The following is a 26,275-nucleotide window of genomic DNA, read 5'->3' as shown; positions in this document are numbered from 1 at the left end:
TTCACCATTCACCGCTTGATACACCTCATCACGACCCCCGCAGCGATGTCGCCAGACGGTCTGTCGACGGCCATGCGTCTGGCCACTTCGGCAAAACCGTCCTTCTGCCATGCGCGATAGGCGGTGTCGGAAAACAGCGCCTCCAACTGCCGCGCCAGATAGTGCGGTCGCACATATTCGTTGTAGCTTTCCGGCACGATCGGGCGGTCGGCGATGAGATTGGGCAAGGAGGCGCTCCATACGGTGACCAGGCGTTGGGCCATCCGCATGACCGGATCGAGCCGGTAGCAGGAGATCATCGGCACACCCGACAGCGCCAGTTCCAGCGACACCGTTCCCGATGCGATCAGCGCTGCATCGGCCTTGCCGAAGGCCTGCCATTTGCGCTCGGAATCAAGGATGATCTCCGGCTTCTCGTCCCAGCTTGCCACCGAAGCCCTGACCAGGTCGGTGACATGCGGCACCGTCGGCAACAGCAGGCGCAAGCGGTGTCCGCGCGCACGCAGGATCGAGATCGTCTTGCCGAACGGGCCGGCCAGCCGTCGCACCTCGCCGCGACGCGAGCCGGGAAGCACAAGCAGTGTCTTCACACGATCGTCGGACAGGTCGCGCGGCAGGCTTTGCGCCTTGGCGGCGCCGAGCACGCCCGGATCGTGGGTAAGGCGATGGCCGACATAGGTGCCGGTCGGACCGCCGAGGCGGGCGAGTTCCCTCACTTCGAAAGGCAGGATGCAGAGGATGTGGTCGACATACGGTTTCATCGCCACCGCCCTGCCCGGCCGCCATGCCCAGACGCTCGGGCAGACATAGTGGACGATCGGGATTGCCGGATCGGCGGCACGCACCTTTTTCGCCACGCGCAGCGAAAAATCCGGGCTGTCGATGGTGATGAGGCAGTCGGGCTTTTCATTGGCGACCGCAGCGGCTGTCTGGCTGATCCGTCGCATCAGGCGCGGCAGATCGCGCAGGATGGCGCTCAATCCCATCAGCGCGATCTCGCCGCCGTCGAACAGCGGCGTGAGGCCGAGCGCCTGCAAATGCCGGCCGCCGATGCCGACGAGCCGGACCTCGCGGCCGGTCACGCGCTTGAGCGCCTCTACGATGTCGGCGCCAAGCAGATCGCCGGATTCCTCGCCGGCGACGATGGCGATCTTCAGCGGTCGCTCAGTCGCCATGCACCGGCTCCGCAGCAGGCAGGCCGATCACGAACAGGCCGAGCGCGTTGGCGCGAGCGACGACTGTCGGGCCTTCGAGAACCAGCGAGCGGCCGGCTTCGACGGCAATGCCGGCAAGTCCGGCGGCATGCGCCGCCTCGATCGTCTGCGGGCCGATGGAGGGCAGATCGGCGCGCAACTCCTGGCCAGGCTTGGCGCATTTGACCAGGACGCCGCGCGTTCTGCCGGCCAGCCTGCCATGGCCGCGCAACCGCCGTGTTCGATCGAGCAATCCGTCGGTGCCCTCGATGCCTTCCAGCGCGATGGCGCGGCCGCCGATCGCAACAGCCGCCTGGCCGATATCCAGCGCGCCGATGGCCATTGCCGCTGCGTGGGCCGCTTTGATGTCGCGCCAGTCGGATTTCCGCGGCGCTGCCTTGGTCAGCGCGCCTTCGGCGGCGACCAGTTCCGGCACGATCTCATGGGCGCCGACCACCTTGATGCCGCTGCGCTCGACCCTTCGCACGAACAGTTTCAGCACGGTGTCGTCGCCTTGGGTTACACCGACAAGAAGGCTGGGCACCCAGGCGAGCAGGCCGAGATTGAGGCGCATGGCGCTCAGCCTGGGGCGGCGTGTGATATGGCCCGCTGTCACCAAATGGGTAACATGACTATTTTTGAGCGTCGGCAGCAGTGAGCCGACATCCTCCAGCCTCAACGTCGCCTGCTCATAGGCGTCGAAGTCGGCTATGCGGTCGACCTCGCCCGCCACTATTACCACGAAGGGAGACTTGCCTTGCCCAGCAAGCGCCTTGGCGACTTCGACCGGCAAACTGCCGCCGCCGGCGATGATGCCGACCCTGGCGTCTGGCGCGAGATCAAGGCCCGTCCGGGTGCCCTCAATCTTCGTCATCGGCATCGTCGCCGCCGCCAGCCTTGAGCGACGGGACGGCATAGTGCCGCTTACCGCGACTGGCGATGAAATCGATGATCTTCATGGCGGTCGGTGACGAGGCGAATTCCGCCTTGGCGAACTCGATGTTTTCGCCGACGGTTCGGGAGCGATCGAAGATCGTCTTGTAGGCCTTGCGCAGCGTGTGGATCTCGGAGCGCGGCAGGCCGGCGCGCTTCAGGCCGATGATGTTGAGGCCGCGAAGGCTGGCGCGATTGCCGACGGCGATGGCGTAGGGAATGACATCGCCGACGAATGCCGAGCAACCGCCGAGAAAGGCGTTGTCGCCGACGCGGACAAACTGATGAACGGCGCTGAGACCACCGATATAGACGTTGTCGCCGATCTCGCAATGGCCGCCCAACGTCGCCTGATTGGCGAAGGTGGCGTTCTTGCCGACGATGCAATCATGGGCGATGTGGGCGTAGGCAAGGAAGTTGCCGTTGTCACCGATCGTCGTCTCGCCGCGGCTGGAATCGGTGCCGACGTGCATGGTCACCCCTTCGCGGATCGTGCAGTTCTCACCGACGACCAGCGTGGTGCGGCCGCCCTTGTGCTTGTTGTTCTGCGGCGGCGCGCCCAGTATCGCCATCGGATACACCTTGGTCGACGCACCGATGGTGGTCGCGCCCATCACCGAGACGTGGCTGACCAGTTCGACGCGGTCGCCGAGCACCGCGTCGGCGCTGATGTGGCAGAATGGCCCGATGCGGACGCCTTCGCCGATTTTTGCGCCGGCCTCGATGACCGACGATGGATGGATGACTGTCTGGATTTTCATAAGCATTCGATCGTCAGTCGCTCGCGACCATCATCGCCGAGATCTCGGCTTCCGCGGCCTTGACGCCGTCGACGAGAGCCTCGCAGGCGAATTTGAGAAGGTTGCCGCGTTTCTTGATTTTCTTCACATGGATCTTCAACTGGTCGCCGGGAACGACCGGTTTACGGAATTTGGCGTTGTCGATGGTCAGGAAATAGACCAGCGACGGTTTTTCGGTGCCTAGGCTGCGGATGCAGATGGCGCCGGCCGTCTGCGCCATCGCCTCGACGATCAACACGCCGGGCATGACCGGCTGATCCGGGAAATGACCTTGGAAATGCGGCTCGTTTATGGTCACGTTCTTGATGCCGGTGGCGGACTCGTCGCCATCGATATCGATGATGCGGTCGATCATCAGGAACGGATAGCGATGCGGCAGGAGCTTCATCAGCCCCAATATGTCGACCGCCTCGAGCGTTGTCGCCGCAACCATCTCAGCTCTTCCCTCCGTCGCCCGATTTGCGCGCCCTGGCCAGTCTTCGCAGAGCCGCGATCTCCCGCATGGCTTCCGCCATCGGCTGCGCCGGGTACCCTCCCCAAATCTCGCCTGCGGGGACGTTGCTCATGAACCCGCTTCTTGCAGCAAGCTTGGCCCCTGTCCCTACCGTCAGGTGATCCGCAAGACCGACACCGCCACCCATGGTGACGTTGTCGCCCACCGTTACGGAACCGGAAATACCCGAAAGGCCGGCGATTATGCAATTGCGGCCGATGCGGACGTTATGAGCGATCTGGACCAGATTGTCGATCTTGGTGCCTTGACCGATAATCGTGTCGGACATGGCGCCGCGATCGACGGTGGTATTGGAGCCGATCTCGACGTCGTCCTGGATGACGACCCGGCCGATTTGCGGCACGCGCTCCGGGCCCTTGGCGCCGGCCACGAAGCCAAAACCGTCCTGGCCGATGCGGGCGCCGCCATGAATGATGACGCGGTTGCCGATCAGCGCGTACTGGATGCTGGCGCCCGGGCCGACATAGCCGTCGCGGCCGAACTGGCAGGAGGGACCGATAACGGCATGAGGAGCAATGACGGTTCCGCTGCCGATAGAAGCGCGAGGGCCGATGATCGCGCCGGCCTCGACGATCGCGCCGGCCTCGACGCGCGCCGATGGATCGATATGGGCATGCGGCGAGATACCGGTTTCGCCGGTCATCGGCGCCGGTGTCGCAGCCGCCGGGAAAAGCAGGCGGCCGACCATCGCGAAAGCCTGTTGCGGGCGCGGATGGATCAGAACCGCGATACCCGCCGGCGCTTTGCCGGCAAATTCGGCGGGGCATAGAACCGCCGCTGCTCGCAGCGATTGCATCAGCGCGAAGTTGCGTCTGCCATCGACAAAGACAAGCGCGTGCTCGCCGCCTTCGCTTGCCGGCGCCAATGCTTCGATCGATCTGTCGGAGAGGTCGGAATCGACAAGCACCGAGCCGGTCAGATTCGCGACTTCGCCAGCCGTATACCGGCGTGATGGCGCGAAGAACACCGGATCGGTCATTCCAGAAGCTATATCCAGCTAGCGCATGACCCCGAAAATCGGAATCGAATTTCGGAAAGGATAATGCGCAAAATCAAAGTCCTGCAGCGTCCTTTGCGCGTCCAGGAGGACACGCGGCGCCGTAGTGTCGAATTACTTTCTTCCGGACCGCTACGGCCCGGAAGTATCGTTGCCCGCCGATCAGAACCGGGACGATATGCCGAAGTTGAATTCCTGCACGTCGTCGGTGTCCTCCTCGAGGACCGGGATCGCATAGTCGATGCGGATCGGACCAAAGGGCGACGCCCACATCAGGCCGACGCCGACAGAGGCACGCCACTGCATGTCGACCGTCGACTGATCGACCAGTGAAGCATCGATCTTGCTGCCATAGAGCGTCGCCGCGTCGGCGAACACCGCGCCGCGCAGGCCGAAGCTTTCCGGAATGACCGGCATTGGGAACTGGGCTTCCGCCGAGGCATTGAAATAGGTGGTGCCACCAAGATGGTCGCCGGCGTCGTCACTGTCGACCGGGCCGATACCGCCGTAAGCGAAGCCACGGATCATGCGGTCGTTGCTCTGGAAATGATCGAAGATGCGCAGGTCGCCATCGCCGCCGTAGCCTTGGATATGACCAGCCCCGCCGGAAATCACCGCCACCAGATCAAGCTGCTCGGACAATGTCTGGTAGACGCTGCCACGCGTTGTCACCTTGACGAATTTGGCGTCGCCACCGAGGCCGGCGAATTCCGTGGTGACATTGGCGAAGATGCCTTCATGCGGGTTCTTCATGTCGTCGATGGTGTTGTAGACCAGGCCGAGACTGACCGACGACTTGAGCCACGGGCTTTCCGCGATGCCGTCCAGGATAGCCGTAGAAATGTTGCATTTGAGGGGGTCGTAGTCGCCGTTGGTCTCGCAGTCTTCGTCGAGCTCGTACTTCTCCTGAGAGATATTGTACGCCAGCTGCGTCGAGATGTCGTCGGTGATCGGCAGGCCGAAGCGCACTGTCGCGCCTAGCGTCTCGCTCTTGTAGTCGTCGCGTTCCCTGGTCCGGTTGAAGACATCGAAACCGGCGGCAATGCGCCGCCCGAGGAAATAGGGCTCGGTGAAGGAGAAGCTGTAGTCGCGCGAATTCTTGCCGCCGCCCGCGGAGAGCTTGATGAACTGGCCGCGTCCGAGGAAGTTGCGTTCGCTGATCGATCCTTCGACGGTCGGGCCTTCGGTGTCGCCACCGCTCGAATAGCCGGCGCCGACGGAGAACTCGCCGGTCGACTTCTCGACCACGTCGACCACCAGCACCACCTGGTCCGGCTCAGAACCGGGCACGGTCGAAACCTCGACTTTCTCAAAAAAATCGAGTGCTTCCAGCCGTTTCTTCGCGCGCTGGATGAGAACCTGGTTGAAGGCATCACCCTCACTCACGTCGAATTCTCGGCGAATGACAAAGTCGCGTGTCCGGTCGTTGCCGCGAATCTCGATGCGCTCGACATAGGCCTTGGTGCCCTGGTCGATCGTATAGACCACTGAAATGGTGTGGTTCTCGAAATTGCGGTCGCCGCGCGGCGTCACCTGGGCGAAGGGATAGCCGGAACCGGCGACCCTCTCGGTCAATGCAATGATGGTGTCTTCGACGTTCTCGGCGTTGTAGACATCGCCCTTGTGGGTTTCGACCACCGACTGCAGCGATGCGCCGTCGACCTCGGGAATCGTGCTCTCGACGCTGATGTCGCCGAAGGTGTAGCGCTCGCCCTCCTGCACGGTGATGGTTACCGTGTATTTATTGGTGGTTTCGTCGAGCTCGCCGACCGCGGAAATCACCTGGAAGTCGGCATAGCCGTGATTGTAATAAAAACGGCGCAGCAACTCCTGGTCAGCGTTGAGCTTGTCTTCGTCATAGACGTCGTCGCGCAGCACGAACGAAAGGATGGTCGAGCGCTTGGTCGAAATGACATCGGACAGGCGACGGCTCGAATAGGCGCTGTTGCCGACGAAATTGATCGCGGCGATCTGCGTGCGGCCGCCTTCGTTGATGTTGAACACCACGTTCACGCGGTTGTCGCCGAGATCCATGATCTGGGTGGTCACGGCGGCGTCGTCGCGGCCGATACGCCTGTAGGCGGCCTTGACCGCCTCGACATCGGCATCGAGCGCCTGCTGCGAGAATGTTCCACGCGGCTTCAACTGGACCGCGGCCGCCAGCGCGTTGTCCTTGAGCTTCTTGTTGCCCTGGAACAGCACCTGGTTCACGACCTGATATTCGGAAACCTTGATGACCAGCGTCGAACCGACCTGGTTGATCTGGACGTCCGAGAACAGCCCGGTGCCGAACAGCGCCTTGACCGCCTCGTCGATATCGGCGCTGGAAAACGGCCTGCCGGGCTTGATCGTGACGTAGTTGCGGATCGTCTCGGCGTCGACACGCTGATTGCCGCTGACTTCAACTCTTGAAACAACTGCGGCCTCGGCCGCCGATGTGGCAACGAACTGCACTGCGAGCGCACCTGGTACGACCAGGGCGGCGGACAGGGCCACCGCGGACGCGGCGCTCAGAAACTTGGATGCTGCCTTCATCGGGCTTTTGTACCTTTTCTCGAAGTCCCCACGGCGAGAAAACCGGACGTGCGGTAATTTCCCCTACCGTATTAACCGGATTTTCCCTACACGCAAGGCTCCTGGTTAATTTGTATTTACTTAACCCAATTGCGTGGCTTTCGCGTCACGCATATCCCCACGCATGGTAAACGGCGTCTCAACATTGGCTGTGCTGAAGCCAAATTTCTTCATGATTTCAGCATCCAAACAGGTCGTTCCAGAAAACGAACCCCATGAAGCCCAAGACGAGAAGCAGGCCAGCCCTGTAGCCCAACTCCATCATCCGTTCCGACACCGGTCGCCGAATGACGGCCTCCACGCCGTAGAACAGGAGATGGCCGCCGTCGAGCGGAGGAATCGGCAAAAGGTTCAGAATACCGATCCCGACCGACAGCAGCGCGACAAGTTGCACAAGCCAGTCGAAGCCGAGTTTTGCCGCCTGCCCCGACATCTTTGCGATCTTGATTGGGCCGCCCAGCTGGCATTTGTCTTCGCGACCGACAACGAAACGCTGCAGGAACTGACCGGTGCGCTGAATGATGTATCCGGTCTCCTCGACCGCCGCCCCTACCGCTCCGACCGGGCTGTAAGTGATCAGCCTGGGCTGGCCGAATTCCTGGTTGTTGACGACGCCGATCACCGCGACCTTGACCTTGTTGCCCAGCCCGTCTTGCTGCTCCATCAATTCGGGCGTCGCCGTAACGGTAATCTCCTTGCCGTCGCGCAGCATGACGAAGGTGATGGGGTCGCCACCGCGGCCCGAGACCCGGCGCTGGACGTCGGCGAAGGTCCGGACCTTGCTGCCGTCGACGCTGACGAAGCGGTCTCCGGGCAGGATGCCGGCCCTGGCCGCTGGGCTGCCCGCAGTGACTTCAGCCACCATTGGCTCCAGCACGGGCCGGCCATAGGCGGAAAACAGCACCGCGAAGACGGCGATCGTCAGCAGAAAATTGAACAGCGGGCCAGCCACCACAGTTGCCGCGCGCTTCCAGACCGGCTGCGTGTGAAAAGCGATCTTGCGTTCGGCAGCCGTCAGCGTTTCGATCTCCTCCGAACTGGGCTGGCTCGAGGTGGCGTTCATGTCGCCGACGAATTTGACGTAGCCGCCGAGTGGAATGGCGCAGAGCTTCCAGCGCGTGCCATGGCTGTCATTAAAGCCGAAGAGTTCCGGGCCGAAGCCGATCGAAAAGACCTTCACGCCGATGCCGCACCAGCGGCCGACGAGATAATGGCCCATCTCGTGAACGAACACGACGACGGTCAGCACGAACAGGAAAGGCACCAGCGTGCCGAGGACAAAGCCCTCCGTGCTGAAAACCGCGTGAAGAATCTCGTTCAATTCATATCCTCAAAATTCGTCCGCAGCACGGCGGTACTGCGACTGTGGCATCAATCCAGGCGAATCCATGGCGCATCCTGCGCAGGTCAAGAAACCAGGCCCCCGAATCAATGCCGATAAAGAGCCAATGCCGATCAAGCTGGAAACAGCCACTGTGCCGGATGGTCGGCGGTCGCCGAAATCCAGCCGATGACGTACAGGGCGAAAGCCGCCGCGACAAGCCCGTCGACCCGGTCCATGACGCCGCCATGGCCCGGTATCAGCGTGCCCGAATCCTTGCGGTTGTGGCGCCGCTTCACCCATGATTCGAAAAGGTCGCCGGCCTGGGAGACGAGCGAAAGCACCAGCGCGACGACGCCGAGCGCTGCGAGATTGCCGGCTCCGGCCGCAGCGGCCAGAAGCAGCCCGGCAACCACGCCGCCGACGGCGCCGCCGAGCGCACCGCTCTGCGTCTTGCCGGGTGAGATCGACGGCGCCAGCTTCGGCCCGCCGACAGCGCGGCCGACGAAATAAGCTGCTATGTCGGTCGCCCAAACCACCGCGAACAGGAAGAGAATGGCGACGAGGCCGGAATGGTCGCCGTCGCGCAAAAGAGCAAGTGACAGTCCGGAAATGGCGGCATAGGCAAGGCCGGACGCGTCCCACTGTCCCGTTTGATGCATCGAAGTCTGGTGCATCGAAGCCACGACCACGGTGACAACGACCATCACCGCCACAAGAAGCAGCAGCCAGGACGCCGGCAGGCCGGCGACCAAGGCGCCGACGAAAACCAGAAGCAGCGCTTCCGGCAGAAGACCAAGACCCGTGGCGGCGACCGGGCGGCACATTCGCGTCCATTCGTAGAAGATCAGGATCGTCATGGCGGCGCAAAGCAGCCGGAAGGGCAGTCCGCCGAGCCAGGTCAGGCCGAGCGTGACGACCGCAAGCACGACGGCAGAAATAACGCGAAGCTGGAGGTTGCTCATCCCTTGGCTGTCACGGCGACGCCTTCAGCGCCAAGCCCGCCGAAACGGCGCTCGCGACCGGCAAAGTCGCGCAATGCGTCAGCCAAATGCTCGCGGCTGAAATCGGGCCAGTAGCAAGGCAGGAAGACAAGTTCGCTGTAAGCCGCTTGCCACAGAAGGAAATTCGACAGCCTGAGCTCACCGCTGGTGCGGATGACCAGTTCCGGATCCGGAATACCCCGGGTGTCGAGAGAGCCGGCAAAGGATTCGGCCGTGATCGCCTCGCTGTCGAGCTCGCCGCGCGCCACCGCCGCGGCAAGCTTGCGCGCGGTGCGCACGATCTCGTCGCGTCCGCCATAGTTGAAAGCGATGACCAGGGTCAGCGCTTCGTTGCGGACGGTCAGCGTTTCGGCCTCTTCAAGCAGGCTCCTGATGTCAGGCTGCAGCCCTGCCCTGTCGCCGATGATCCTGACCCGCACGCCATTTTGGTGCAGTTCGGCGAGGTCGCGGCGGATGAAGATTTTCAACAGGCCCATCAGGTCGCTGACTTCGGACTTCGGCCGCGACCAGTTTTCCGACGAGAAGGCGTAGACGGTGAGGAACGAGATGCCAAGACCAGGAGCGGCGCGCACCGTGTTGCGCAGCGCCTCGACGCCGGCACGATGCCCAGCAAGCCGTGGCAAGCCACGCGCCTTGGCCCAGCGTCCGTTTCCGTCCATGATGATCGCGACATGCGCGGGGCTTGTCATGTTCTCGCTTTCGAGCCAGCAGTGGCCAGACCCTAAACCTGCATGATTTCAGCTTCCTTATCGGAAAGCAGATGGTCGATGGTGCCGATCATCTCGTCGGTGAGCTTCTGGACCTGGTCGGACCGCTTGCGATGATCGTCCTCGCTGATATCGCCGTCCTTTTCAGCCTTTTTGAGGAACTCCATGCCGTCCCGGCGCACGTGGCGAACGGCGATGCGGGCATTCTCGGCATAACCATGCGAGATCTTGACCAGCTCCTTGCGGCGCTGTTCGTTGAGCTCGGGCAGCGGAATCCTGAGATTGGTGCCGTCGACGATCGGATTGAAGCCGAGATTGGATTCACGGATGGCGCGATCGACCGCACCGACCATCGACTTGTCCCAGACCGAAACCGAAATCATGCGCGGCTCCGGCACCGACACGTTTGCCACCTGGTTGATCGGCATGGTGGTGCCGTAGGCCTGCACCTGGATCGCGTCGAGCAGGTTGCTCGACGCGCGGCCGGTCCGCAGCGAAGCCAGATCGTGCTTGAACGCAGCGATCGCCCCGTCCATGCGCCGTTTGAGATCATCGTATTCGCCACTCATCATCGTCTCCTCGACCCGTTAGCCGGGTTCACTTCAGGGTAACCCGTATTCAAGCCTCGATCCGAAAACCGGTTCCCGTTTTTCGCCTACGGAAAACCTTCGGTTCGGCATCGGGCTCCCGATCAGTCGTCCGTGACGACCGTGCAACGTCCGCCGCCCCTCAGAATATCACCGAAACCACCCTTCTCGTGGATCGAATAGACGATTATCGGGATGTTGTTTTCGCGCGCAAGTGCAATCGCGGCCGTATCCATGATCGAAAGACCGCGTTTTATGACTTCGCCATGGCTGATGCGCTCGAAGCGGGTCGCATGCGGGTCCTTCTTGGGATCGGCGGAATAGACGCCATCGACCTGGGTGCCCTTGAACAGCGCGTCGGCGCCGATTTCCGCCGCGCGCAGCGCCGCGGCCGAATCGGTGGTGAAGAACGGATTGCCGGTGCCGCCGGCAAAGATGACAACCTTGCCCTGGTTCATGTAGGCGGTCGCCTGGCGCTGCGAAAAGCTCTCGCAAAGCTCAGGCATGGCGATTGCAGACAGCACCACAGCGTCGACGCCGATTTTGTTCAGCGAGGTGCGCAGCGCCAGCGAGTTGATGACGGTGGCGAGCATGCCCATATGGTCGCCGGTGACGCGATCGCCGCCCTTGGAGGCAACGGCCACGCCGCGAAAGATGTTGCCGCCGCCAATGACAACCCCAACCTCGATGCCCAGGGTACGGGCCTCGGCGATGTCGGCGGCGATGCGATCGACCACCGACACGTCGATGCCGAAATGCTGTTCACCCATCAGCGCTTCGCCCGACGCTTTCAGCAAGACACGTCGGTAGAGGGGCTTCACCGTCATCTGGTCCTCATCATTATGCGTGTGACGCGCCCGGGGCGGCTTCCCCGCTCAGGCGCTGCCCCGAAACATTGGCGTTCCGATACACGAAGGGCGCTGCGATGTCACGCGGCGCCGGAACCGGCAAACGCTCTTCCAGCCATTGGCTTACACCGGAAAATGCAACTTGTGCATGCAGAATCTTGCATGAGCAGATCCGGGCATGAGCAGATAGCCAGCCGGCCTGTCGCCGACGCCTGGCCTTCATCGATACCGCGTAAGAAATCGGCCGGGCATCCTCGCGGACACCCGGCCGTAAAGTCGTTCAGAAAGATAGAGTGCGTTTTACTTCTTGACCGCCGCCGCGACTTCCGCCGCAAAATCGGTCTCGTCCTTCTCGATGCCCTCGCCGAGCGCAAAGCGCAGATAGGCAGTGATCTTGGCCGGTGCGCCGATTTCCTTCTCGGCGTCCTGCAGCGCCTTCTCGACGGTGATGTCGGGATTGAGCACGAAAGCCTGCTTAAGCAGCACGACCTCTTCGTAGAACTTGCGCAGACGGCCCTCGACCATCTTCTCGATAATCGCTTCCGGCTTGCCGGACTGGCGCGCCTGGTCGGCGAAGATCGCCTTCTCGCGCTCGACCGCCGCCGGATCGAGTTCTTCCGTGGTCAGCGCCATCGGGTTGGTGGCGGCGACATGCATGGCGACCTGACGCGCAAAGGCGTTGGCGGCCTGGGCGTTGCCAGATGTCTCGATGGCGACCAGCACGCCGAGCTTGCCAAGGCCGTCGGCAACCGCATTGTGGACGTAGGTGGCGACGGCGCCCTGCTCGACGGTGAGCTTGGCCGAACGGCGGAAGCCAAGATTCTCGCCAATGGTGCCGACAGCGTCCTTGATGGTGTCGGCAACCGACTTGTCGGAACCCGGATACGGGGCTGCTGCGACGGCATCGGTCTTACCGCCATAGGCGAGCGCCACCTTGGCGACGTTGGCGACGATCTCCTGGAAGGCAGCGTTGCGGGCAACGAAGTCGGTCTCGGAATTGACCTCGACGACCGCCGCCTCACGCACGCCGGAATCGACGCCGATGAGGCCTTCGGCCGCGGTACGGCCGGCCTTCTTGTCGGCCTTGGAGATGCCCTTCTTGCGCAGCCAGTCGACGGCCTCTTCCATGTTGCCGTTGGTCTCGTTCAACGCCATCTTGCAGTCCATCATGCCCGCGCCGGTCAAGTCGCGGAGTTCTTTGACCTGTGCAGCCGAAATGCTCATTGTCGCCTCTTTGTTTAAAATGCACCGACGCACCACCGGTCCTCGATGATGCGCCTGGCGCCAGCGCTCAGCGCGCCAAAATATGAGAAAGATGAAGGCCGAAACCGGCCTTCGCTGTTACGCTTCCGGAGTCTGGGCGGCCGGTGTCTCGGCGGCCGGCGTCGGCTCGAGCGCCGGCTCGATCGGAGCCTCGGCCAAAGCGCCGACGTCGACGCCAAGCGCGCCCTGCTGGCGAGCAATGCCGTCGATTGCAGCCTTGGCAATCAGATCACAATAGAGCTGGATGGCGCGGGCCGCGTCGTCATTCCCCGGAATCGGGAAATCGATCTTGTCCGGGTCGCAGTTGGAATCGATGATGGCGACGACCGGGATGCCGAGACGCTTGGCCTCGAGGATGGCGATCGCTTCCTTGTTGGTGTCGATCACGAACATCAGGTCTGGCGTCGAGCCCATGTCCTTGATGCCGCCCAGCGCCTTGTCGAGCTTCTCGCGCTCGCGGTCGAGGTTAAGGCGCTCCTTCTTGGTGAGCCCCTGGGCCTCGCCAGCCAGCATCTCGTCAAGCTTGCGCAGGCGCTGGATGGAGTTCGAGATCGTCTTCCAGTTGGTCATCATGCCGCCGAGCCAGCGGGAGTTGACATAGTACTGGGCCGAGCGCTGTGCGGCGTCGGCAACGATGTCGGACGCCTGGCGCTTGGTGCCGACGAACAGCACGCGGCCGCCCTTGGCGACGGTGTCGGAAACCTGCTTCAGCGCCTGGTGCAGCAACGGCACCGTCTGCGAGAGGTCGATGATGTGGATGTTGTTGCGGGCGCCATAGATATAGGGCGCCATCTTCGGGTTCCAGCGGTGGGTCTGGTGGCCGAAGTGAATGCCAGCTTCCAAAAGCTGGCGCATGCTGAAATCAGGCAGAGCCATTCTTATGTCCTTTTCCGGTTAGCCTCCACGGACACAGGCATTTCTGGACTTTGTCCTCGAACGCCACCGGAGGTTTCAGCCGGATTTCTCCCGGGCAGACACCAAAGTCCGTGTGTGGAATGAGCGCGCATATAGAGGGGATGCGCGGCAAACGCAAGCGCTGCGGTGTCTTGCGGCTCAGCGTGCGGCGATCAGCGCACCGGTGCCGATCATGGCGCCGCCGGCAAACCTGTTCATCAAGCGCATCCGCCTTGGCGTCTTGAACCAGCCCGAAGCCTGCCCGGCAAGCACCGCATAGACGCCCATAGTGATAATGTTGACGCCGATCACGACCGTAACCACGAGCAGCCCCTCAGCGAAATTCATTGCATTGAGATCGAGGATCAACGGCATCATGGAGGCGTGGAAGAGGATCGCCTTGGGATTGCCCAATGCGATGGAGATGCCGAGGTAAAACGATCGAGACAGTCTTGCCTGCGTAACCTCCAGTCCATTCGATCGCGCGGAAGCCGATCGCCACATCCTGATGCCAAGAAACATCAGATAGGCTGCACCCGCATATTTCAGGATGAGAAAAACCCATTCGAAGGTCTGTGCCAGTGCCACCAGGCCGAGCAGCGCCAAAGTCACCAGCACCGCGTCGCCGGCGGCGATACCGAGCCCAGCCAGGAACGCGCGAACGAACCCGCGCGAGACGCCGTTGGCAATGACCGTGAATACCGCCGGGCCAGGCGTGGCGGCGGCAAATGTGATCGCAGCGCAGTAAGCCAGAAATGCCGTCAACGTCATAGTCGTGTCTTCCCCTTCGGCACCCGGACCCGCCGGAAAACAGCAACGATCTCCTCGCGGCTGCATTCGACGGCGCCTAGCCGCACCGCGCGGTCGCGCTCGAAGCCGGTTATGTCATAATGCGGCGCCGATGTCTTCGGCGGCCCCTGATAGGACGAGCGCTTGACGCCGAGCTGTGCCGCAAAACGATGCAGCTCGTCGGTGTCGTCGGCCAGCAGGTGACACCAGCGGTGGCCGACCCATTTCCAGATCGCCGCGTCGACATAGACCGCCATGAGGCTTGCCGCACTCCTTCATCTTGCGCCGACCAGCGGAGCCGCAGCTCACCCGCAGCCGAAATCCAACGTCAGCGATGCCAATGCTAGAGATGCCAATCCTAGCGATGATAGAAGGGATTCGGATAGAAAATGAAGCTGCCGGCGGCTTCGAGTTCGGCCACGGTCGTGGTGATGGTCTCCTGCATGCGCCGGTGCAGTTCGGCGAGGGCATCGTCGATAGAGCCCGGAAAGACGTGCAATCCCAACGGCTCCGGCACCCGGATATGCGCGCAGCGCGGCCCTGCCGGTTGCGGTACGAAGCAATTGACCGTGTCGCGCAGCGTGCCCTTGCAATAATCGTTGCGGATACGCTTCAGATGCTCTGCGATCTCCTCTTGCGCAATGCGCGGATTGGCTGAGGCCCACGGTCCGACGCGTTGGAGACGCTGGATCGTGTCCGCCAACGAGCGGATCTGTTTTTGTCGCTCGGCGTCGCCGGTGCCTTCCCGCAGCCAGCGGCGCGCCCGGCGCAAAAGCTCGGCGATCTCGCTGGCGCCGGGATCGACCGAAATACCCTCCCCCAGGCGCCGGCTCAATTCGCGCAGCAATTGCTTGTGCCGCGTAGCATACGAAGCCCGTTCGTCGGGCGCCATGCCGCAGGCAATCTCATCGCGCGACAGCAGCGTCGCATAGATATGGTGGACGCGCTCCGGCAGCGTATCGGCGGCACGACGCTCAATCTTCAGGCTCTTCTCGACATAGGCGCATTCCTGCGCCAGCGCCGGCTCGACATTTTTGGTGAGGGCGAGCTTCCAGACAACCGGCGCGATCCAGACTTTGAAATCCTGATCCGTGACGCGACCGCGCTTGAGCGCTTCGAACCCCATCTCGACAGCCCCCGGAAGAAGCGGAGCGACGACATTGCCATGCCAGCCGACGCCGCCTTCGGGATGCAAGAGAACGCCATGCCCTTTCAGCGCCCAGGCGATCGAGTGTTCCTTGGCAGCGCCGCTGTTGCCGGGTATCTGGGCGATCAGATTGTTGGCCAGCCAGAATTTCTGCATGATCCGGCCGAGGCCGTTGACGACGCCATGCGTGGCCCAGGATGCCGCGAGCGGACTGACCCTCGAGACGATCTCCTTGTCGATCATCCAGTCGGTGAAGAATTCCGGATGGTTGGGCGTGATGAACGTTGCCTTGCCTGCGCCGCAACAGGCCTTCAGCCGCTGCCGGTCGTGGTCGGGAAAGTCGATATGGCGGACATTGGCGACACCGCGCAATCCGGCGACGCGGTTGAACGGCAACAGGTCGCGAAACCCGGGAATGCCACGCAGCATGACGACCCGGTTGACGACAGTCATGATCCTGATCAGCGCCGGATTGGGCGTCGGCGCCACGAACACATCGATTTTGCTCAACCCACCCCCCGATCGATCCCTCGGCGTAGAGCTTGAAATGCAATTGCGGCGTGTTCAAGTCATTCGCCGCCGCCTTGCGGGCGTGGCTAACCCAAGGCTCTATTTCGGCGGACAGGGTTTCGTCTGATCGAACAGCGAAAGATTGACCAGCTTGCCGGTCATCGAGAAGTCGTTGTAGTCCATGAGCAGATCGCGCGTGATGCCGTTCTCATGCAGCTTGAAGCTGATCCGGTATTCCGGCACCTCCTCGCCTGACTTGTCGGTGCTGTCAAAATAGGCGATGTCGACTGGCCAGTATTTGTCGGTGGCGAGTTTTGCCAGTGCCGGCACTTCCGGATCGGTCTTGTCGGCATCGGCTTTCTTGCCGACGACTACGGTGGTGGTCATCACCTTGTTGGCATCTTCCGAACCGTCGAACAGGTTGGTTTCGTAGAAATTTTCGCCCTTTTCGGCCTTGTCGATCAGTTCGGCCAGATGCTGCGTCGGAAACTGTGTGGCCGGCAGTTCGACGCTGCTCTTCTCCGGCTTGTCGATGTCGACCTTGAGGCCGTTTGTCTCCTTCGTCGCGGTGCCCTTGACCTCCTTGTCGAGAGTCTGGTCGACAAAGGATTTTGTCACGAACGAGAAGGTCTTGCCTTCGGCGTCCTCGAAAGTGGTCGTCTGCTGGTCGGTCAGCCTTGTATTCTCGTTGGTGACGATCTGGGTGACGAAACGGAACTTCACCGTATAGCCTTCGCAAGGCGAGCCGTTGAACTCATAGACCATGCGGCCGGAAATGCCGGTGATGCCGGAGCGGTCGGAGGCCTTGTCCAGGGTCAGATCGTAAACCGCGCGATGCGCCTGCAGCGCCGGTACGGCAAAAGCCGGCGCCATCGAGAACACCGCTGGCAGCAGGACAGCGTGGAATGCGAGGCGTGTTGCGCGCATGAGGGGCTCCGATCATCGCGCCTGATGGCAGGCCGCAGGGAAAGAGGGTCCAGCTTAAAAAAAGTCGTGGCGGAAGCGAGGCAAAAATTGCAATTTCGGCCCGGCCTGCGCAGCGTCATCAAGCAATAGGGAAATACCATGAGTGAAACAATCGAAAAGCGGCTAAGCGATCTCGGCGTGACGCTTCCGGTCGCTGCCGCGCCCGCCGCCAACTACGTGCCCTATTGCAGATCAGGCAATCTGCTGTTCATCGCCGGACAACTGCCGCTCAGCGAGGGCAAGCTGCAGGCGAGTGGCCTGCTCGGCCGTGACGTCGACATCGCAATCGGCCAGGAAGCGGCAAAATACTGCGCGATCAACATATTGGCGCAGGCCAAGGCAGCACTTGGCGATCTCGAGAAAATCCGCCGCGTGGTGAAGATCACCGTCTTCGTCGGCTCGGCGCCGGATTTTTTCGAGCAGCACCTGGTTGCCAACGGCGCCTCGGATCTACTGGTTGCAGTGCTCGGTGATCCCGGCAAGCATGCTCGCGCCGCCGTCGGTGCCGCCTCCCTGCCGCTTAATGCCGCAGTGGAAATCGAAGCCATCTTCGAAGTCGAATGAGCCCGGCATGACCGACCTTTCCTGGCTGACCGCCCGACCCATTGCCCATCGCGGCCTCCACGACATGAACAAGACGCGCTGGGAGAACACGCTTTCCGCCTTTGCCGCTGCGGCTGAACGCGGCTATGCGATCGAATGCGATGTGCATCTGTCGTCAGACCGCATCCCGGTGATCATCCACGATAGCGATCTGAAGCGGCTGACCAGCCAGGACGGGTTCGTCTGGCAGCGCACGGCAGCAGAAATGACGGCCCTCAAGATCGGCGGCACATCAGATCGTCTGCCGACGCTGCAGCAGGCCCTCGACCTGGTCGATGGCCGCGTGCCGCTGGTCGTCGAACTGAAAGGGGTTCCCGGCCGTGACGAAGGCTTGGTGGAAAGCGTCGGCAAGATGCTCAAGAACTACAGGGGCAAGGCGGCGATCATGTCGTTCGACCACTGGCTGATCCGCGACTTCCCAAAACACGCGCCCGGCATTCCGGGCGGGCTGACCGCTTATGGCAACGAAGTCAAGCTGATCGAGGCGCATTTCGCCATGCTGGCGCACGACATCGCCTTCGCCTCCTACGCCGCCGGCGACCTGCCGAACCAGTTTGTCAGTTTCGTGCGCGAAAGGCTCAAAATGCCGGTCATCACCTGGACCGTGCTCGACCAACCGGCGGTCGACCTGACCTTCAGATATGCCGACCAGATGACGTTCGAAGGATTTGAGCCGGATCTTGTGCAGGTCGCTTGAACTGAGCTTGCATGGACCGGCACGGAGCTTAAATAGGCCTCATGGATCAAGGCGATGAAGGCGACGGGCAAACGGCGAATGGAGCGTATGCGATCCGGGTTGCCTCCGGCATCGGAGCCTTCACCTGCGCCGAATGGGATGGCCTCGGCGGGACCTCACGCGGCGATACAGAAAACGGATACAACCCACTCGTTTCATTCGCTTTTCTGAGCTCGCTTGAGGATTCCGGCTGCGCCGTGCGGCGCACCGGCTGGCAGGGCCATCATCTCAGGCTCGAGACAGCGCAGGGAAAGCTGCTCGGTGCCATTCCCTGCTACCTGAAATCGCACAGCCAGGGCGAATATGTCTTCGATCACGGCTGGTCGGACGCGTTCGAGCGCGCCGGCGGGCGTTACTATCCTAAACTGCAATGCGCCGTGCCGTTCACGCCGGTCACCGGCCCTCGCCTGCTGGTCAACAAGGGCGAGGACAGTCGCGCCGTGAAGGCCGGCCTGGCGGCCGGCCTGAAGGCGGTGACGGAAAAACTCGGCGTTTCCTCCGCGCACGTGACCTTCGCGCAGCTGAGGGATGTCGAGGCGCTGGAAGCGGCGGGTTTTTTGCACCGCACCGACCAGCAGTTCCACTTCTTCAATGAGGGTTATTCGACCTACGACGATTTTCTCGCCACGCTGGCATCGCGCAAGCGCAAGGCGATGAGGAAGGAGCGGCGCGAGGCGCTCGCTCACGGCATCTCGATCGACTGGCTGACCGGCAAGGACCTGACCGAAAGGATCTGGGACGATTTCTTTGCCTTCTACATGGATACCGGCAGCAGGAAATGGGGGCGGCCCTATCTCAGCCGCGCGTTTTTCTCGATGATCGGCGAGCGCATGGCCGACGACATCCTGCTGGTGATGGCCAAGCGCAATGGACGCTACATTGCCGGTGCCATCAATTTCATCGGTTCCGATGCGCTCTACGGGCGCAACTGGGGCTGCATCGAGGACCACCCCTTCCTGCATTTCGAGGTCTGCTATCACCAGGCGATCGACTTCGCCATCGACCGTAAGCTGAAGGTGGTCGAAGCCGGCGCACAAGGCGAGCACAAGCTGGCGCGCGGCTACAGGCCGGTGACCACGCATTCGGCGCATTACATTGCGCATCCCGGCTTGCGTAACGCGGTCGCCGACTATCTCAGGCGCGAGCGCCGCGAAGTGGAGCGGATGGCCGGCTATCTCGAAGAGCACACCCCGTTCCGCAAGGATCTGGCGGACGATTAGAGCTTTGTGCGTCCAATTGGACGCACAAAGCACGCTCGAAAGCATCGTACTTTCCGAAGATCGATTCCGATTGTCGGGTCGATGCGGTAGGAACAACACACAATCCGGAGCGCACGCCATGGCCGAACAAACCACCTACGACAGCAACAATATCTTCGCGAAAATCCTGCGCGGTGAAATCCCGTCGCATCGCGTCTATGAAGATGACGCGGTTGTCGCCTTCATGGATGTGATGCCGCAAGGGCCGGGTCATACGCTGGTTGTGCCGAAGGCGCCGTCGCGCAACCTGCTTGACGCAGATCCGGCAACATTCGGCCCACTCTTCGCCGTCGTGCAAAAAGTGGCGGTGGCGGTGAAGAAGGCCTTCGGCGCCGATGGCGTCACCATTCTGCAGTTCAACGAGCCTGCTTCGGGCCAGACCGTCTACCACCTCCATGTCCATGTCATACCACGCTTCGAGGGCATCCCTTTGAAGCCGCATAGTGGGCAGATGGAGAAGCCGGAAGTGTTGGCTGAGAATGCGGGCAAGATACGGACGGCGCTGGCAAACTGACGCGGACGCCGCGCGCGCGTTCGGCCACCCACCAGCTCTTCATCCATTAAAAAAAGCCCCGTTTCCGGAGCTTTTTTTGCTTTCAGGCCATCATCCCTTGCGGGGCAGTTGCGGCACCAGGCTGCGCTTGCTGCCATCCTTGCCCTTGGGCTCCGCCTTCTGCGCGACCGCCTTTTTCGCGGCCGGCTTCTTGCCGGCAGCTTTCCTGGGCTTCGGCGTGTCGTCCGGTTCTTCCTTCTTCGGCTTGACCGGCGCCTCGTCGGCGAGTGACTCGAGCTTGAGCCCGGTTTCGCCGGTTTCTTTCTTGTCGACGGTGACACGCACCGTGCCGCCCTTCTTGAGCTTGCCGAACAGCACCTCGTCGGCCAGCGGCTTCTTGATGTGCTCCTGGATGACGCGGCCGAGCGGCCGTGCTCCCATGCGCTCATCATAGCCTTTCTCGGCCAGCCAGGCGATCGCCTCCTGCGACAGGTCGAAGGTGACGCCACGCTCGGAGAGCTGGGCCTCGAGCTGCATGACGAACTTCTGCACCACCTGGTGGATGACCGGCACCGGCAGCGAGCCGAACGGGATGATCGCATCGAGACGGTTGCGGAACTCCGGCGTGAACAGCCGGTTGATCGCCTCGACATCGTCGCCTTCGCGCTTGGTCGAGCCGAAGCCGATAGCCGCGCGCTGCGCATCCGAGGCGCCCGCATTGGTGGTCATGATCAGGATGACATTGCGGAAGTCGATCTGCTTGCCGTTGTGGTCGGTCAGCTTGCCATGGTCCATGACCTGCAACAGGATGTTGAACAGATCCGGATGCGCCTTCTCGACCTCGTCCAGCAACAGCACGCAGTGCGGATGCTGGTCGACGCCGTCGGTCAACAGGCCGCCCTGGTCGAAGCCGACATAGCCGGGAGGCGCACCGATCAGCCGTGAGACGGTGTGGCGTTCCATATATTCGGACATGTCAAAGCGGATCAGCTCGACACCGAGCGAGGCCGCGAGCTGCTTTGCCACTTCGGTCTTGCCGACGCCGGTCGGCCCCGAGAACAGGTAGGAGCCAATCGGCTTCTCCGGTTCGCGCAGGCCGGCCCGCGCCAGCTTGATCGCCGAGGTCAAAGCCGTGATCGCGGTGTCCTGACCGTAGACGACGCGCTTCAGCTCGATGTCGAGACCGGCCAGCACCTTCTCGTCGTCGGCGGAAACCGTCTTCGGCGGAATGCGGGCGATGGTGGCGATCGTCGCTTCGATCTCCTTGATGCCGATGGTCTTCTTGCGCTTGGCCTCCGGCACCAGCATTTGCGAGGCGCCGGTCTCGTCGATCACGTCGATCGCCTTGTCCGGCAGCTTGCGGTCGTTGATGTAGCGCGCCGACAGTTCGACCGAAGCCTTGATCGCCTCAGCCGTGTAGCGAACCTTGTGGAACTCCTCGAAATACGGCTTGAGACCCTTCATGATCTCGATGGCGTCCTCGATGGTCGGTTCGTTGACGTCGATCTTCTGGAAGCGCCGCACCAAGGCGCGGTCCTTCTCGAAGAACTGGCGGAACTCCTTGTAGGTGGTCGAGCCGATGCAGCGGATCGTTCCCGACGACAGCGCCGGCTTCAACAGGTTCGACGCATCCATGGCGCCGCCAGACGTCGCGCCTGCCCCGATCACGGTGTGGATCTCGTCGATGAACAGAACCGCGCCCGGATAATCCTCAAGCTCCTTGACGACCTGCTTCAGCCGCTCCTCGAAATCACCGCGATAGCGAGTGCCGGCCAGCAATGTCCCCATGTCGAGCGCGAAGATGGTGGCGTTATGCAGCACTTCCGGCACGTCGCCCTCAACGATGCGCTTGGCGAGGCCCTCGGCGATCGCCGTCTTGCCGACGCCGGGGTCGCCGACATAGAGCGGATTGTTCTTGGAGCGGCGGCACAGCACCTGGATGGTGCGGTTGATCTCGGACTCGCGGCCGATCAGCGGATCGATCTTGCCGGCCTTGGCCTTGTTGTTCAGATTGACGCAATAGGCGGTCAGCGCGTCCTGCTGCTGCTTTTTCTTGCCGCTGTCCTCTTGCGGCTCGGCGCCGCTCTGGCCCTGCTCGTCATCGGCGCCGCGCGGCGACCGCGTCTCGGATGCGCCGGGCCGCTTGGCGATGCCATGCGAGATGTAATTGACCGCGTCGTAGCGGGTCATCTGCTGTTCTTGCAGGAAATAGGCGGCATGGCTCTCGCGCTCGGCGAAGATGGCAACGAGCACGTTGGCGCCGGAGACTTCCTCGCGGCCGGACGACTGCACATGGATCACCGCGCGCTGGATGACGCGCTGGAAACCGGCCGTCGGCTTGGAATCCTCGTCATAGCCGGTAACGAGATTGTCGAGCTCAGTATCGATGTAGGTGAGAACCGTATGCTTCAACTCGTCGAGATCGACGTTGCAGGCGCGCATGACCGCGGCCGCCTCGGTGTCGTCGATGAGCGCGAGCAGCAAATGTTCAAGGGTTGCGTATTCGTGGTGCCGCTCATTGGCGAGCGTCAGCGCCTGGTGAAGCGCCTTTTCCAGGCCTTGGGAGAAAGCCGGCATGTTACCTCACTTCTTCTCCATCACGCATTGCAGCGGATGCTGATTCTGTCGGGCGAAATCCATGACCTGAGACACTTTGGTCTCGGCCACCTCGAATGTATAGACCCCGCACTCGCCCACTCCATGATTGTGAACATGAAGCATGATGCGTGTGGCGGCTTCACGGTCCTTCTGGAAAAAACGCTCCAGCACGTGAACCACGAATTCCATGGGCGTGTAGTCGTCGTTGAGAATGAGGACCCGATATAAGCTAGGCTTCTTGGTCTTGGTTTTGGTGCGCGTGATGACGGCCGTGCCGCGACCGGTCTCATTGCCGTCGCTGCCGTTTTGCATCCGCACCACATCTGTTGTGGCAGTCAAACCTGTCGTCACGTAACCCTGCCTTTTCGAATCCCCATGCGCGTTCGACATGTAGGTGTTCGATGAATGATTTTAAGCCCTTCTGTTTAGCTGACAATATGGCTAGGTGGCCAAACTTGACCGATTTTTCGAAATCGTGAAGGCAGCAGGGCCCCTGATTTCAAAATCGACGGCATCGGCAAGATCCGACAGGCGTGGGGCACTTGCGGTTTATCGTGGACGCGCCAGCCAACAGACGCGCTTTAATGCATGTCGCGCAAAAGCATGCCCTCGGGCCTGACCCGAGGGTGTGTAGCGGTTTTGCGATCACGACATGCATAAAACAACAACCTGAAGCGCGTCGCATGAGGCCGGTCGAACGCGACGCGCTTTAGGTGCCAGCGTAACTGTTAAGGCCAGGCACGCTCAGGCTTTCCATCGTCCAACACGAGCGAGAATAGCGACGGGCAAGGTGCCGACCAGAACTATGGCAAGTGCCGCGATCGAGGCTTCCTCGTAGGTTCCGCGCGCCGCCTCGCCGTAGAGATGCGTCGCCAGGGTCTCGAAATTAAGCGGCCTCAACAGAAGCGTCGCCGGCAATTCCTTCATGCAATCGACAAACACCAGCAAGCCCGCAGCGACGAGCGACGGTTTCGAAAGCGGCAGATGAATTTGCCGGAATGTGGCAGTCACATTGTGGCCGAGGCTGCGCGCGGCGTGATCGAACGAGCGCGGAATGCGGCTGAAGCCCGCCTCGACCGAACCGACCGCGATCGCCAGGAAGCGTGCGACATAGGCGTAGCCTAGCGCTGCTCCGGACCCGATCAGCAGCAGGCCGGTTGGCGCGCCCAGCCATGCCAGCGCGGCTCGATCGATCATCTGATCGAGGGCCGCGACGGGCAACAATATTCCGATGGCCACCACGGTGCCGGGCATCGCATAGCCGACCGTGGAAATCCGCTGCAAAGCCGCCGTGACACGGCCGGGAAGCGAGCGCGCCGTATAGGCGATGATCATGCCGAAGAGCAGGATTGCGAGCGTGGCCATGGCCGACAGGGTGACGGTGTTGAGCGTTTCCAACAAAAGCCGGGGCGACAGCCCTGCGAAACGGACGCGCTTCCACGCCTCGACGACAAGATAGCTCGCCGGGGCGATGAACCCGATGAACACCGGCAGAAGGCCGAGCGCAAAAACCAGCAGACCCGAAACGGTTCCGAGACGATGCGGTGTGAAACTCCGCGCCTTTTGTGCGCTCGACCAATAACGCTGACGACGGCGCGCCCAACGCTCTGTTGTGACGAGCGCGACCACCAATGACAGCATGGCGAGCGCAATCTGCGCCGCGCCCGGCAGGTCGGACCGCGTCACCCATGTCGTGTAGACCGAGACCGTCAGTGTCTTCACGCCCAGGAACTCCGAGGCACCGATGTCGTTCAGCGCCTCCATCAGCGCGAGGCTGACGCCGACGGCGATCGCCGGACGTGCCAGCGGCAGCGCAACGCGCCAGAAGACGCCGCCTTTGCCACTTCCAAGCGTGCGCGACACCTCGACCAGATTGGCCGCCTGGGTTAGAAACATTGCCCGCGTCGTCAGGTACACATAGGGGTAGAGCACGAAGCCGAGCAGCACGATGCAGCCGCCCATCGACCGGATGTCGGGAAGGCGGAATTCGTGTGGGCTGGTGAAGCCAAGTGCCACTCTGAGCGCACCCTGGACCAAGCCGATCGGATGGAGAAGATCGAGATAGACGTAGGCGATTATGTAGGTCGGCACCGCGAGCGGGAGGAGCAGCGCCCATTCGAGAAACCTGCGGCCGGGAAAGTCATAGGCGGTGACAAGCCAGGCCGTCGAGGTGCCAAGAAGCGTGACGAGGACACCGACGCCGACGAGTAGCGCCGTGGTCTGCTGGAAGGCCTGTGGCAGCACATAGGCGAGGAGATGCGGCCAGAGCCCGCTCGATCCCCGCAGCGCCTGCCAGATAAGGGCGAGAACCGGAGTCGCCACCAGCGCAGCGACAAGCACCGTCGCCATGAACCACAGTCGCCCGGACCTGTACCGGGCGACCTTCACAGTGGAGGCTTTCCGCAGGTCGACATCCGACATCGGGAGATCACCGGGCGCAGCACTGCCCACGCCCGCATCGCCCATCAGTTGTCGAAGCCGACCTTCTCGGCCAGTTCGCTTGCCTGCTTGCGATGCTTGACGATTTCCGTCATCGGCACTGGATCGACCTTCAACGCGCCGAACGAGGCGATGATCGGGTCGATCGGAGCGCCGGCCTTGACCGGGTATTCGAAATTTGCCTTGGCATAGAGTTTCTGGGCGTCGTCGGAGACCAGATATTCCAGCAGCTTGACCGCCTCACCCTTGTTCGGCGCATGCTTTGCGACGGCCGCGCCGCTGACGTTGACCTGCGTGCCGCCATCCTTGAACGTTGGCAGGACGACCTTGATCGCGTCGCCCCAGGCGACCTGCTCCTCACCGCCCTTGCCGGAGCGCATCAGTCCGACGTAGTAGGAATTGGCGATGCCTATCTGGCAAATGCCGCCGAGGATGTCCTTGGCCACATCGCGGTCGCCGCCGCCCGCCTTGCGGGCGAGATTCCCCTTGACGGCGGCAAGCCATGCTTCCGTCGCCTCGGCGCCGTTATGTGCGATGTAATCGGCGAAAAGAGCGGTGTTGTAGGGATGCTGGCCGGACCGGATGCAGACCTTGCCCTTCCATTTTGGATCGGACAGGTCCTCGTAGTTGAACGCGGCAAGATCGAGATCCTTGGCCGCGTAGAGTACGCGGGCCCGCATCGACAGAGCAAACCAGTTGTTGGCCGGGTCACGCAGGTTCTCCGGGACCGCGGCTTTCAGAACATCTGATACAACCGGCTGCGTCAGGCCTTTTTCGGCCAGGTCAGCGAGGTTGCCGACATCGACCGTCATGAGAATATCGGCAGGTGAGCTTTCCCCTTCCGAGGCCACACGCTCCGCCAGACCATCTTTCATGAAGACTGTATTGACCTTGACGCCGCTCGAGGCGGTGAAGGCGTCAAGCAGCGGCTGGATCAGCCCAGACTCACGCGTGGTGTAGATGTTCAGTTCGGCCGCCATGGCGCTGGCCCCGCCAGCGAGGGCGAAGACGCCGCCCACCAGGGCGAGTCGCAATGTGGAAAGGCTCTTCATGAAGCGGTCCTCCATTAATTGATTGGTGCGGCCGGCATTGGTTGACAG

25 protein-coding genes are annotated in these 26,275 nt (G+C 62.1%); 4 read left to right on the top strand and 21 right to left on the bottom strand.

Annotation, left to right across the window (positions count from 1 at the left end):
• Window positions 1-8 precede the first annotated feature (8 nt).
• The 17 genes from lpxB to BLT09_RS13755 all read right to left on the bottom strand — a co-directional run bounded on the left by lpxB (window position 9) and on the right by BLT09_RS13755 (window position 17,008).
• Window positions 9-1,175: a lipid-A-disaccharide synthase gene (lpxB, locus tag BLT09_RS13835; RefSeq protein WP_091593795.1), complete on the bottom strand. Its 1,167-nt coding sequence runs from the start codon at window positions 1,173-1,175 to the stop codon at window positions 9-11.
• Window positions 1,165-2,067, bottom strand: a complete 903-nt coding sequence (locus BLT09_RS13830) for an LpxI family protein (RefSeq protein WP_091594043.1) — start codon at window positions 2,065-2,067, stop codon at window positions 1,165-1,167. The genes lpxB and BLT09_RS13830 overlap by 11 nt, the downstream gene beginning before the upstream one ends.
• The gene (gene lpxA / locus BLT09_RS13825; RefSeq protein ID WP_091594041.1) at window positions 2,054-2,887 is read right to left on the bottom strand and encodes an acyl-ACP--UDP-N-acetylglucosamine O-acyltransferase; all 834 of its coding nucleotides are present in this window, start codon (window positions 2,885-2,887) and stop codon (window positions 2,054-2,056) included. Before lpxA ends, BLT09_RS13830 begins: the two co-directional genes overlap by 14 nt.
• Window positions 2,888-2,900: 13 nt before the next feature.
• Window positions 2,901-3,359 (bottom strand): 3-hydroxyacyl-ACP dehydratase FabZ, encoded by a 459-nt coding sequence (gene fabZ / locus BLT09_RS13820; RefSeq protein ID WP_023801228.1) that lies wholly within the window; start codon window positions 3,357-3,359, stop codon window positions 2,901-2,903.
• 1 nt (window position 3,360) lies between these two features.
• The gene (gene lpxD / locus BLT09_RS13815; RefSeq protein WP_023801227.1) at window positions 3,361-4,419 is read right to left on the bottom strand and encodes a UDP-3-O-(3-hydroxymyristoyl)glucosamine N-acyltransferase; all 1,059 of its coding nucleotides are present in this window, start codon (window positions 4,417-4,419) and stop codon (window positions 3,361-3,363) included.
• A 180-nt stretch (window positions 4,420-4,599) separates the two neighbouring features.
• A complete protein-coding gene (gene bamA, locus BLT09_RS13810) occupies window positions 4,600-6,972 on the bottom strand; it encodes an outer membrane protein assembly factor BamA (RefSeq protein WP_091593793.1) in 2,373 nt (790 codons plus the stop codon).
• Window positions 6,973-7,189: 217 nt separating this feature from the next.
• Window positions 7,190-8,332: an RIP metalloprotease RseP gene (rseP, locus tag BLT09_RS13805; RefSeq protein WP_091593791.1), complete on the bottom strand. Its 1,143-nt coding sequence runs from the start codon at window positions 8,330-8,332 to the stop codon at window positions 7,190-7,192.
• A gap of 134 nt (window positions 8,333-8,466) precedes the next feature.
• Window positions 8,467-9,297, bottom strand: a complete 831-nt coding sequence (locus BLT09_RS13800) for a phosphatidate cytidylyltransferase (protein WP_091593789.1) — start codon at window positions 9,295-9,297, stop codon at window positions 8,467-8,469.
• Window positions 9,294-10,025, bottom strand: a complete 732-nt coding sequence (locus BLT09_RS13795; RefSeq protein ID WP_091593787.1) for an isoprenyl transferase — start codon at window positions 10,023-10,025, stop codon at window positions 9,294-9,296. The genes BLT09_RS13800 and BLT09_RS13795 overlap by 4 nt, the downstream gene beginning before the upstream one ends.
• A 32-nt stretch (window positions 10,026-10,057) precedes the next feature.
• A complete protein-coding gene (frr, locus tag BLT09_RS13790; RefSeq protein WP_077384157.1) occupies window positions 10,058-10,612 on the bottom strand; it encodes a ribosome recycling factor in 555 nt (184 codons plus the stop codon).
• A 122-nt stretch (window positions 10,613-10,734) separates the two neighbouring features.
• On the bottom strand, window positions 10,735-11,457 hold the full coding sequence (gene pyrH / locus BLT09_RS13785; RefSeq protein WP_023801221.1) for a UMP kinase: 723 nt from the start codon (window positions 11,455-11,457) through the stop codon (window positions 10,735-10,737).
• A 321-nt stretch (window positions 11,458-11,778) separates the two neighbouring features.
• Window positions 11,779-12,702, bottom strand: coding sequence for a translation elongation factor Ts (gene tsf / locus BLT09_RS13780; protein WP_091593785.1), 924 nt, complete (start codon window positions 12,700-12,702; stop codon window positions 11,779-11,781).
• 117 nt (window positions 12,703-12,819) lie between these two features.
• Window positions 12,820-13,617, bottom strand: coding sequence for a 30S ribosomal protein S2 (gene rpsB / locus BLT09_RS13775; protein ID WP_027151898.1), 798 nt, complete (start codon window positions 13,615-13,617; stop codon window positions 12,820-12,822).
• 177 nt (window positions 13,618-13,794) lie between these two features.
• The gene (locus BLT09_RS13770; RefSeq protein WP_091593782.1) at window positions 13,795-14,406 is read right to left on the bottom strand and encodes a LysE family translocator; all 612 of its coding nucleotides are present in this window, start codon (window positions 14,404-14,406) and stop codon (window positions 13,795-13,797) included.
• A complete protein-coding gene (locus BLT09_RS13765; RefSeq protein ID WP_091593780.1) occupies window positions 14,403-14,681 on the bottom strand; it encodes a DUF4031 domain-containing protein in 279 nt (92 codons plus the stop codon). Before BLT09_RS13765 ends, BLT09_RS13770 begins: the two co-directional genes overlap by 4 nt.
• Window positions 14,682-14,782: 101 nt before the next feature.
• Entirely contained in the window at window positions 14,783-16,081 is a 1,299-nt protein-coding gene (locus tag BLT09_RS13760) for a hypothetical protein (RefSeq protein WP_091593777.1), read from the bottom strand.
• Window positions 16,082-16,180: 99 nt separating this feature from the next.
• Complete coding sequence (locus BLT09_RS13755) at window positions 16,181-17,008, bottom strand: cell envelope integrity EipB family protein (RefSeq protein ID WP_023801218.1); 828 nt, start codon at window positions 17,006-17,008, stop codon at window positions 16,181-16,183.
• Between the two features lie 138 nt (window positions 17,009-17,146).
• Here BLT09_RS13755 and BLT09_RS13750 point away from each other — a divergent pair, with 138 nt between their 5' ends.
• The 4 genes from BLT09_RS13750 to BLT09_RS13735 all read left to right on the top strand — a co-directional run bounded on the left by BLT09_RS13750 (window position 17,147) and on the right by BLT09_RS13735 (window position 20,159).
• A complete protein-coding gene (locus BLT09_RS13750) occupies window positions 17,147-17,611 on the top strand; it encodes a RidA family protein (protein WP_091593774.1) in 465 nt (154 codons plus the stop codon).
• Window positions 17,612-17,618: 7 nt separating this feature from the next.
• Complete coding sequence (locus BLT09_RS13745) at window positions 17,619-18,347, top strand: glycerophosphodiester phosphodiesterase (protein ID WP_091593772.1); 729 nt, start codon at window positions 17,619-17,621, stop codon at window positions 18,345-18,347.
• Window positions 18,348-18,388: 41 nt separating this feature from the next.
• Window positions 18,389-19,606, top strand: coding sequence for a GNAT family N-acetyltransferase (locus tag BLT09_RS13740; RefSeq protein ID WP_091593770.1), 1,218 nt, complete (start codon window positions 18,389-18,391; stop codon window positions 19,604-19,606).
• Between the two features lie 118 nt (window positions 19,607-19,724).
• Window positions 19,725-20,159, top strand: a complete 435-nt coding sequence (locus BLT09_RS13735; protein WP_091593767.1) for an HIT family protein — start codon at window positions 19,725-19,727, stop codon at window positions 20,157-20,159.
• A gap of 90 nt (window positions 20,160-20,249) precedes the next feature.
• Here the strand turns inward: BLT09_RS13735 and clpA are convergent, their stop codons facing one another.
• The 4 genes from clpA to BLT09_RS13715 all read right to left on the bottom strand — a co-directional run bounded on the left by clpA (window position 20,250) and on the right by BLT09_RS13715 (window position 26,227).
• Window positions 20,250-22,715 carry an ATP-dependent Clp protease ATP-binding subunit ClpA gene (gene clpA / locus BLT09_RS13730; RefSeq protein WP_023801213.1) on the bottom strand — a complete coding sequence of 822 codons (2,466 nt, stop codon included), beginning with the start codon at window positions 22,713-22,715 and terminating at the stop codon, window positions 20,250-20,252.
• 6 nt (window positions 22,716-22,721) lie between these two features.
• Complete coding sequence (gene clpS, locus BLT09_RS13725) at window positions 22,722-23,048, bottom strand: ATP-dependent Clp protease adapter ClpS (RefSeq protein WP_023801212.1); 327 nt, start codon at window positions 23,046-23,048, stop codon at window positions 22,722-22,724.
• 432 nt (window positions 23,049-23,480) lie between these two features.
• Entirely contained in the window at window positions 23,481-25,202 is a 1,722-nt protein-coding gene (locus BLT09_RS13720) for an ABC transporter permease (protein ID WP_208602503.1), read from the bottom strand.
• Window positions 25,202-26,227: an extracellular solute-binding protein gene (locus tag BLT09_RS13715; RefSeq protein WP_091594037.1), complete on the bottom strand. Its 1,026-nt coding sequence runs from the start codon at window positions 26,225-26,227 to the stop codon at window positions 25,202-25,204. The genes BLT09_RS13720 and BLT09_RS13715 overlap by 1 nt, the downstream gene beginning before the upstream one ends.
• Window positions 26,228-26,275: the final 48 nt, after the last annotated feature.

It is taken from the genome of Mesorhizobium muleiense (genome assembly GCF_900099905.1).
Lineage (GTDB): Bacteria > Pseudomonadota > Alphaproteobacteria > Rhizobiales > Rhizobiaceae > Mesorhizobium > Mesorhizobium muleiense.
This window is presented reverse-complemented; position numbering and strand designations above follow the sequence as displayed.

Coding starts and splice junctions, on each gene's coding strand:
- BLT09_RS13830 (WP_091594043.1), bottom strand. CDS start 2,067: ATGACGAAGATTGAGGGCACCCGGACGGGCCTTGATCTCGCGCCAGAC.
- tsf (WP_091593785.1), bottom strand. CDS start 12,702: ATGAGCATTTCGGCTGCACAGGTCAAAGAACTCCGCGACTTGACCGGC.
- BLT09_RS13755 (WP_023801218.1), bottom strand. CDS start 17,008: ATGCGCGCAACACGCCTCGCATTCCACGCTGTCCTGCTGCCAGCGGTG.
- clpS (WP_023801212.1), bottom strand. CDS start 23,048: ATGCAAAACGGCAGCGACGGCAATGAGACCGGTCGCGGCACGGCCGTC.
- BLT09_RS13800 (WP_091593789.1), bottom strand. CDS start 9,297: ATGAGCAACCTCCAGCTTCGCGTTATTTCTGCCGTCGTGCTTGCGGTC.
- frr (WP_077384157.1), bottom strand. CDS start 10,612: ATGAGTGGCGAATACGATGATCTCAAACGGCGCATGGACGGGGCGATC.
- BLT09_RS13795 (WP_091593787.1), bottom strand. CDS start 10,025: ATGACAAGCCCCGCGCATGTCGCGATCATCATGGACGGAAACGGACGC.
- lpxA (WP_091594041.1), bottom strand. CDS start 2,887: ATGAAAATCCAGACAGTCATCCATCCATCGTCGGTCATCGAGGCCGGC.
- BLT09_RS13740 (WP_091593770.1), top strand. CDS start 18,389: ATGGATCAAGGCGATGAAGGCGACGGGCAAACGGCGAATGGAGCGTAT.
- lpxD (WP_023801227.1), bottom strand. CDS start 4,419: ATGACCGATCCGGTGTTCTTCGCGCCATCACGCCGGTATACGGCTGGC.
- BLT09_RS13770 (WP_091593782.1), bottom strand. CDS start 14,406: ATGACGTTGACGGCATTTCTGGCTTACTGCGCTGCGATCACATTTGCC.
- BLT09_RS13720 (WP_208602503.1), bottom strand. CDS start 25,202: ATGGGCGATGCGGGCGTGGGCAGTGCTGCGCCCGGTGATCTCCCGATG.
- clpA (WP_023801213.1), bottom strand. CDS start 22,715: ATGCCGGCTTTCTCCCAAGGCCTGGAAAAGGCGCTTCACCAGGCGCTG.
- BLT09_RS13750 (WP_091593774.1), top strand. CDS start 17,147: ATGAGTGAAACAATCGAAAAGCGGCTAAGCGATCTCGGCGTGACGCTT.
- lpxB (WP_091593795.1), bottom strand. CDS start 1,175: ATGGCGACTGAGCGACCGCTGAAGATCGCCATCGTCGCCGGCGAGGAA.
- BLT09_RS13765 (WP_091593780.1), bottom strand. CDS start 14,681: ATGGCGGTCTATGTCGACGCGGCGATCTGGAAATGGGTCGGCCACCGC.
- rpsB (WP_027151898.1), bottom strand. CDS start 13,617: ATGGCTCTGCCTGATTTCAGCATGCGCCAGCTTTTGGAAGCTGGCATT.
- bamA (WP_091593793.1), bottom strand. CDS start 6,972: ATGAAGGCAGCATCCAAGTTTCTGAGCGCCGCGTCCGCGGTGGCCCTG.
- BLT09_RS13715 (WP_091594037.1), bottom strand. CDS start 26,227: ATGAAGAGCCTTTCCACATTGCGACTCGCCCTGGTGGGCGGCGTCTTC.
- BLT09_RS13745 (WP_091593772.1), top strand. CDS start 17,619: ATGACCGACCTTTCCTGGCTGACCGCCCGACCCATTGCCCATCGCGGC.
- fabZ (WP_023801228.1), bottom strand. CDS start 3,359: ATGGTTGCGGCGACAACGCTCGAGGCGGTCGACATATTGGGGCTGATG.
- pyrH (WP_023801221.1), bottom strand. CDS start 11,457: ATGACGGTGAAGCCCCTCTACCGACGTGTCTTGCTGAAAGCGTCGGGC.
- BLT09_RS13735 (WP_091593767.1), top strand. CDS start 19,725: ATGGCCGAACAAACCACCTACGACAGCAACAATATCTTCGCGAAAATC.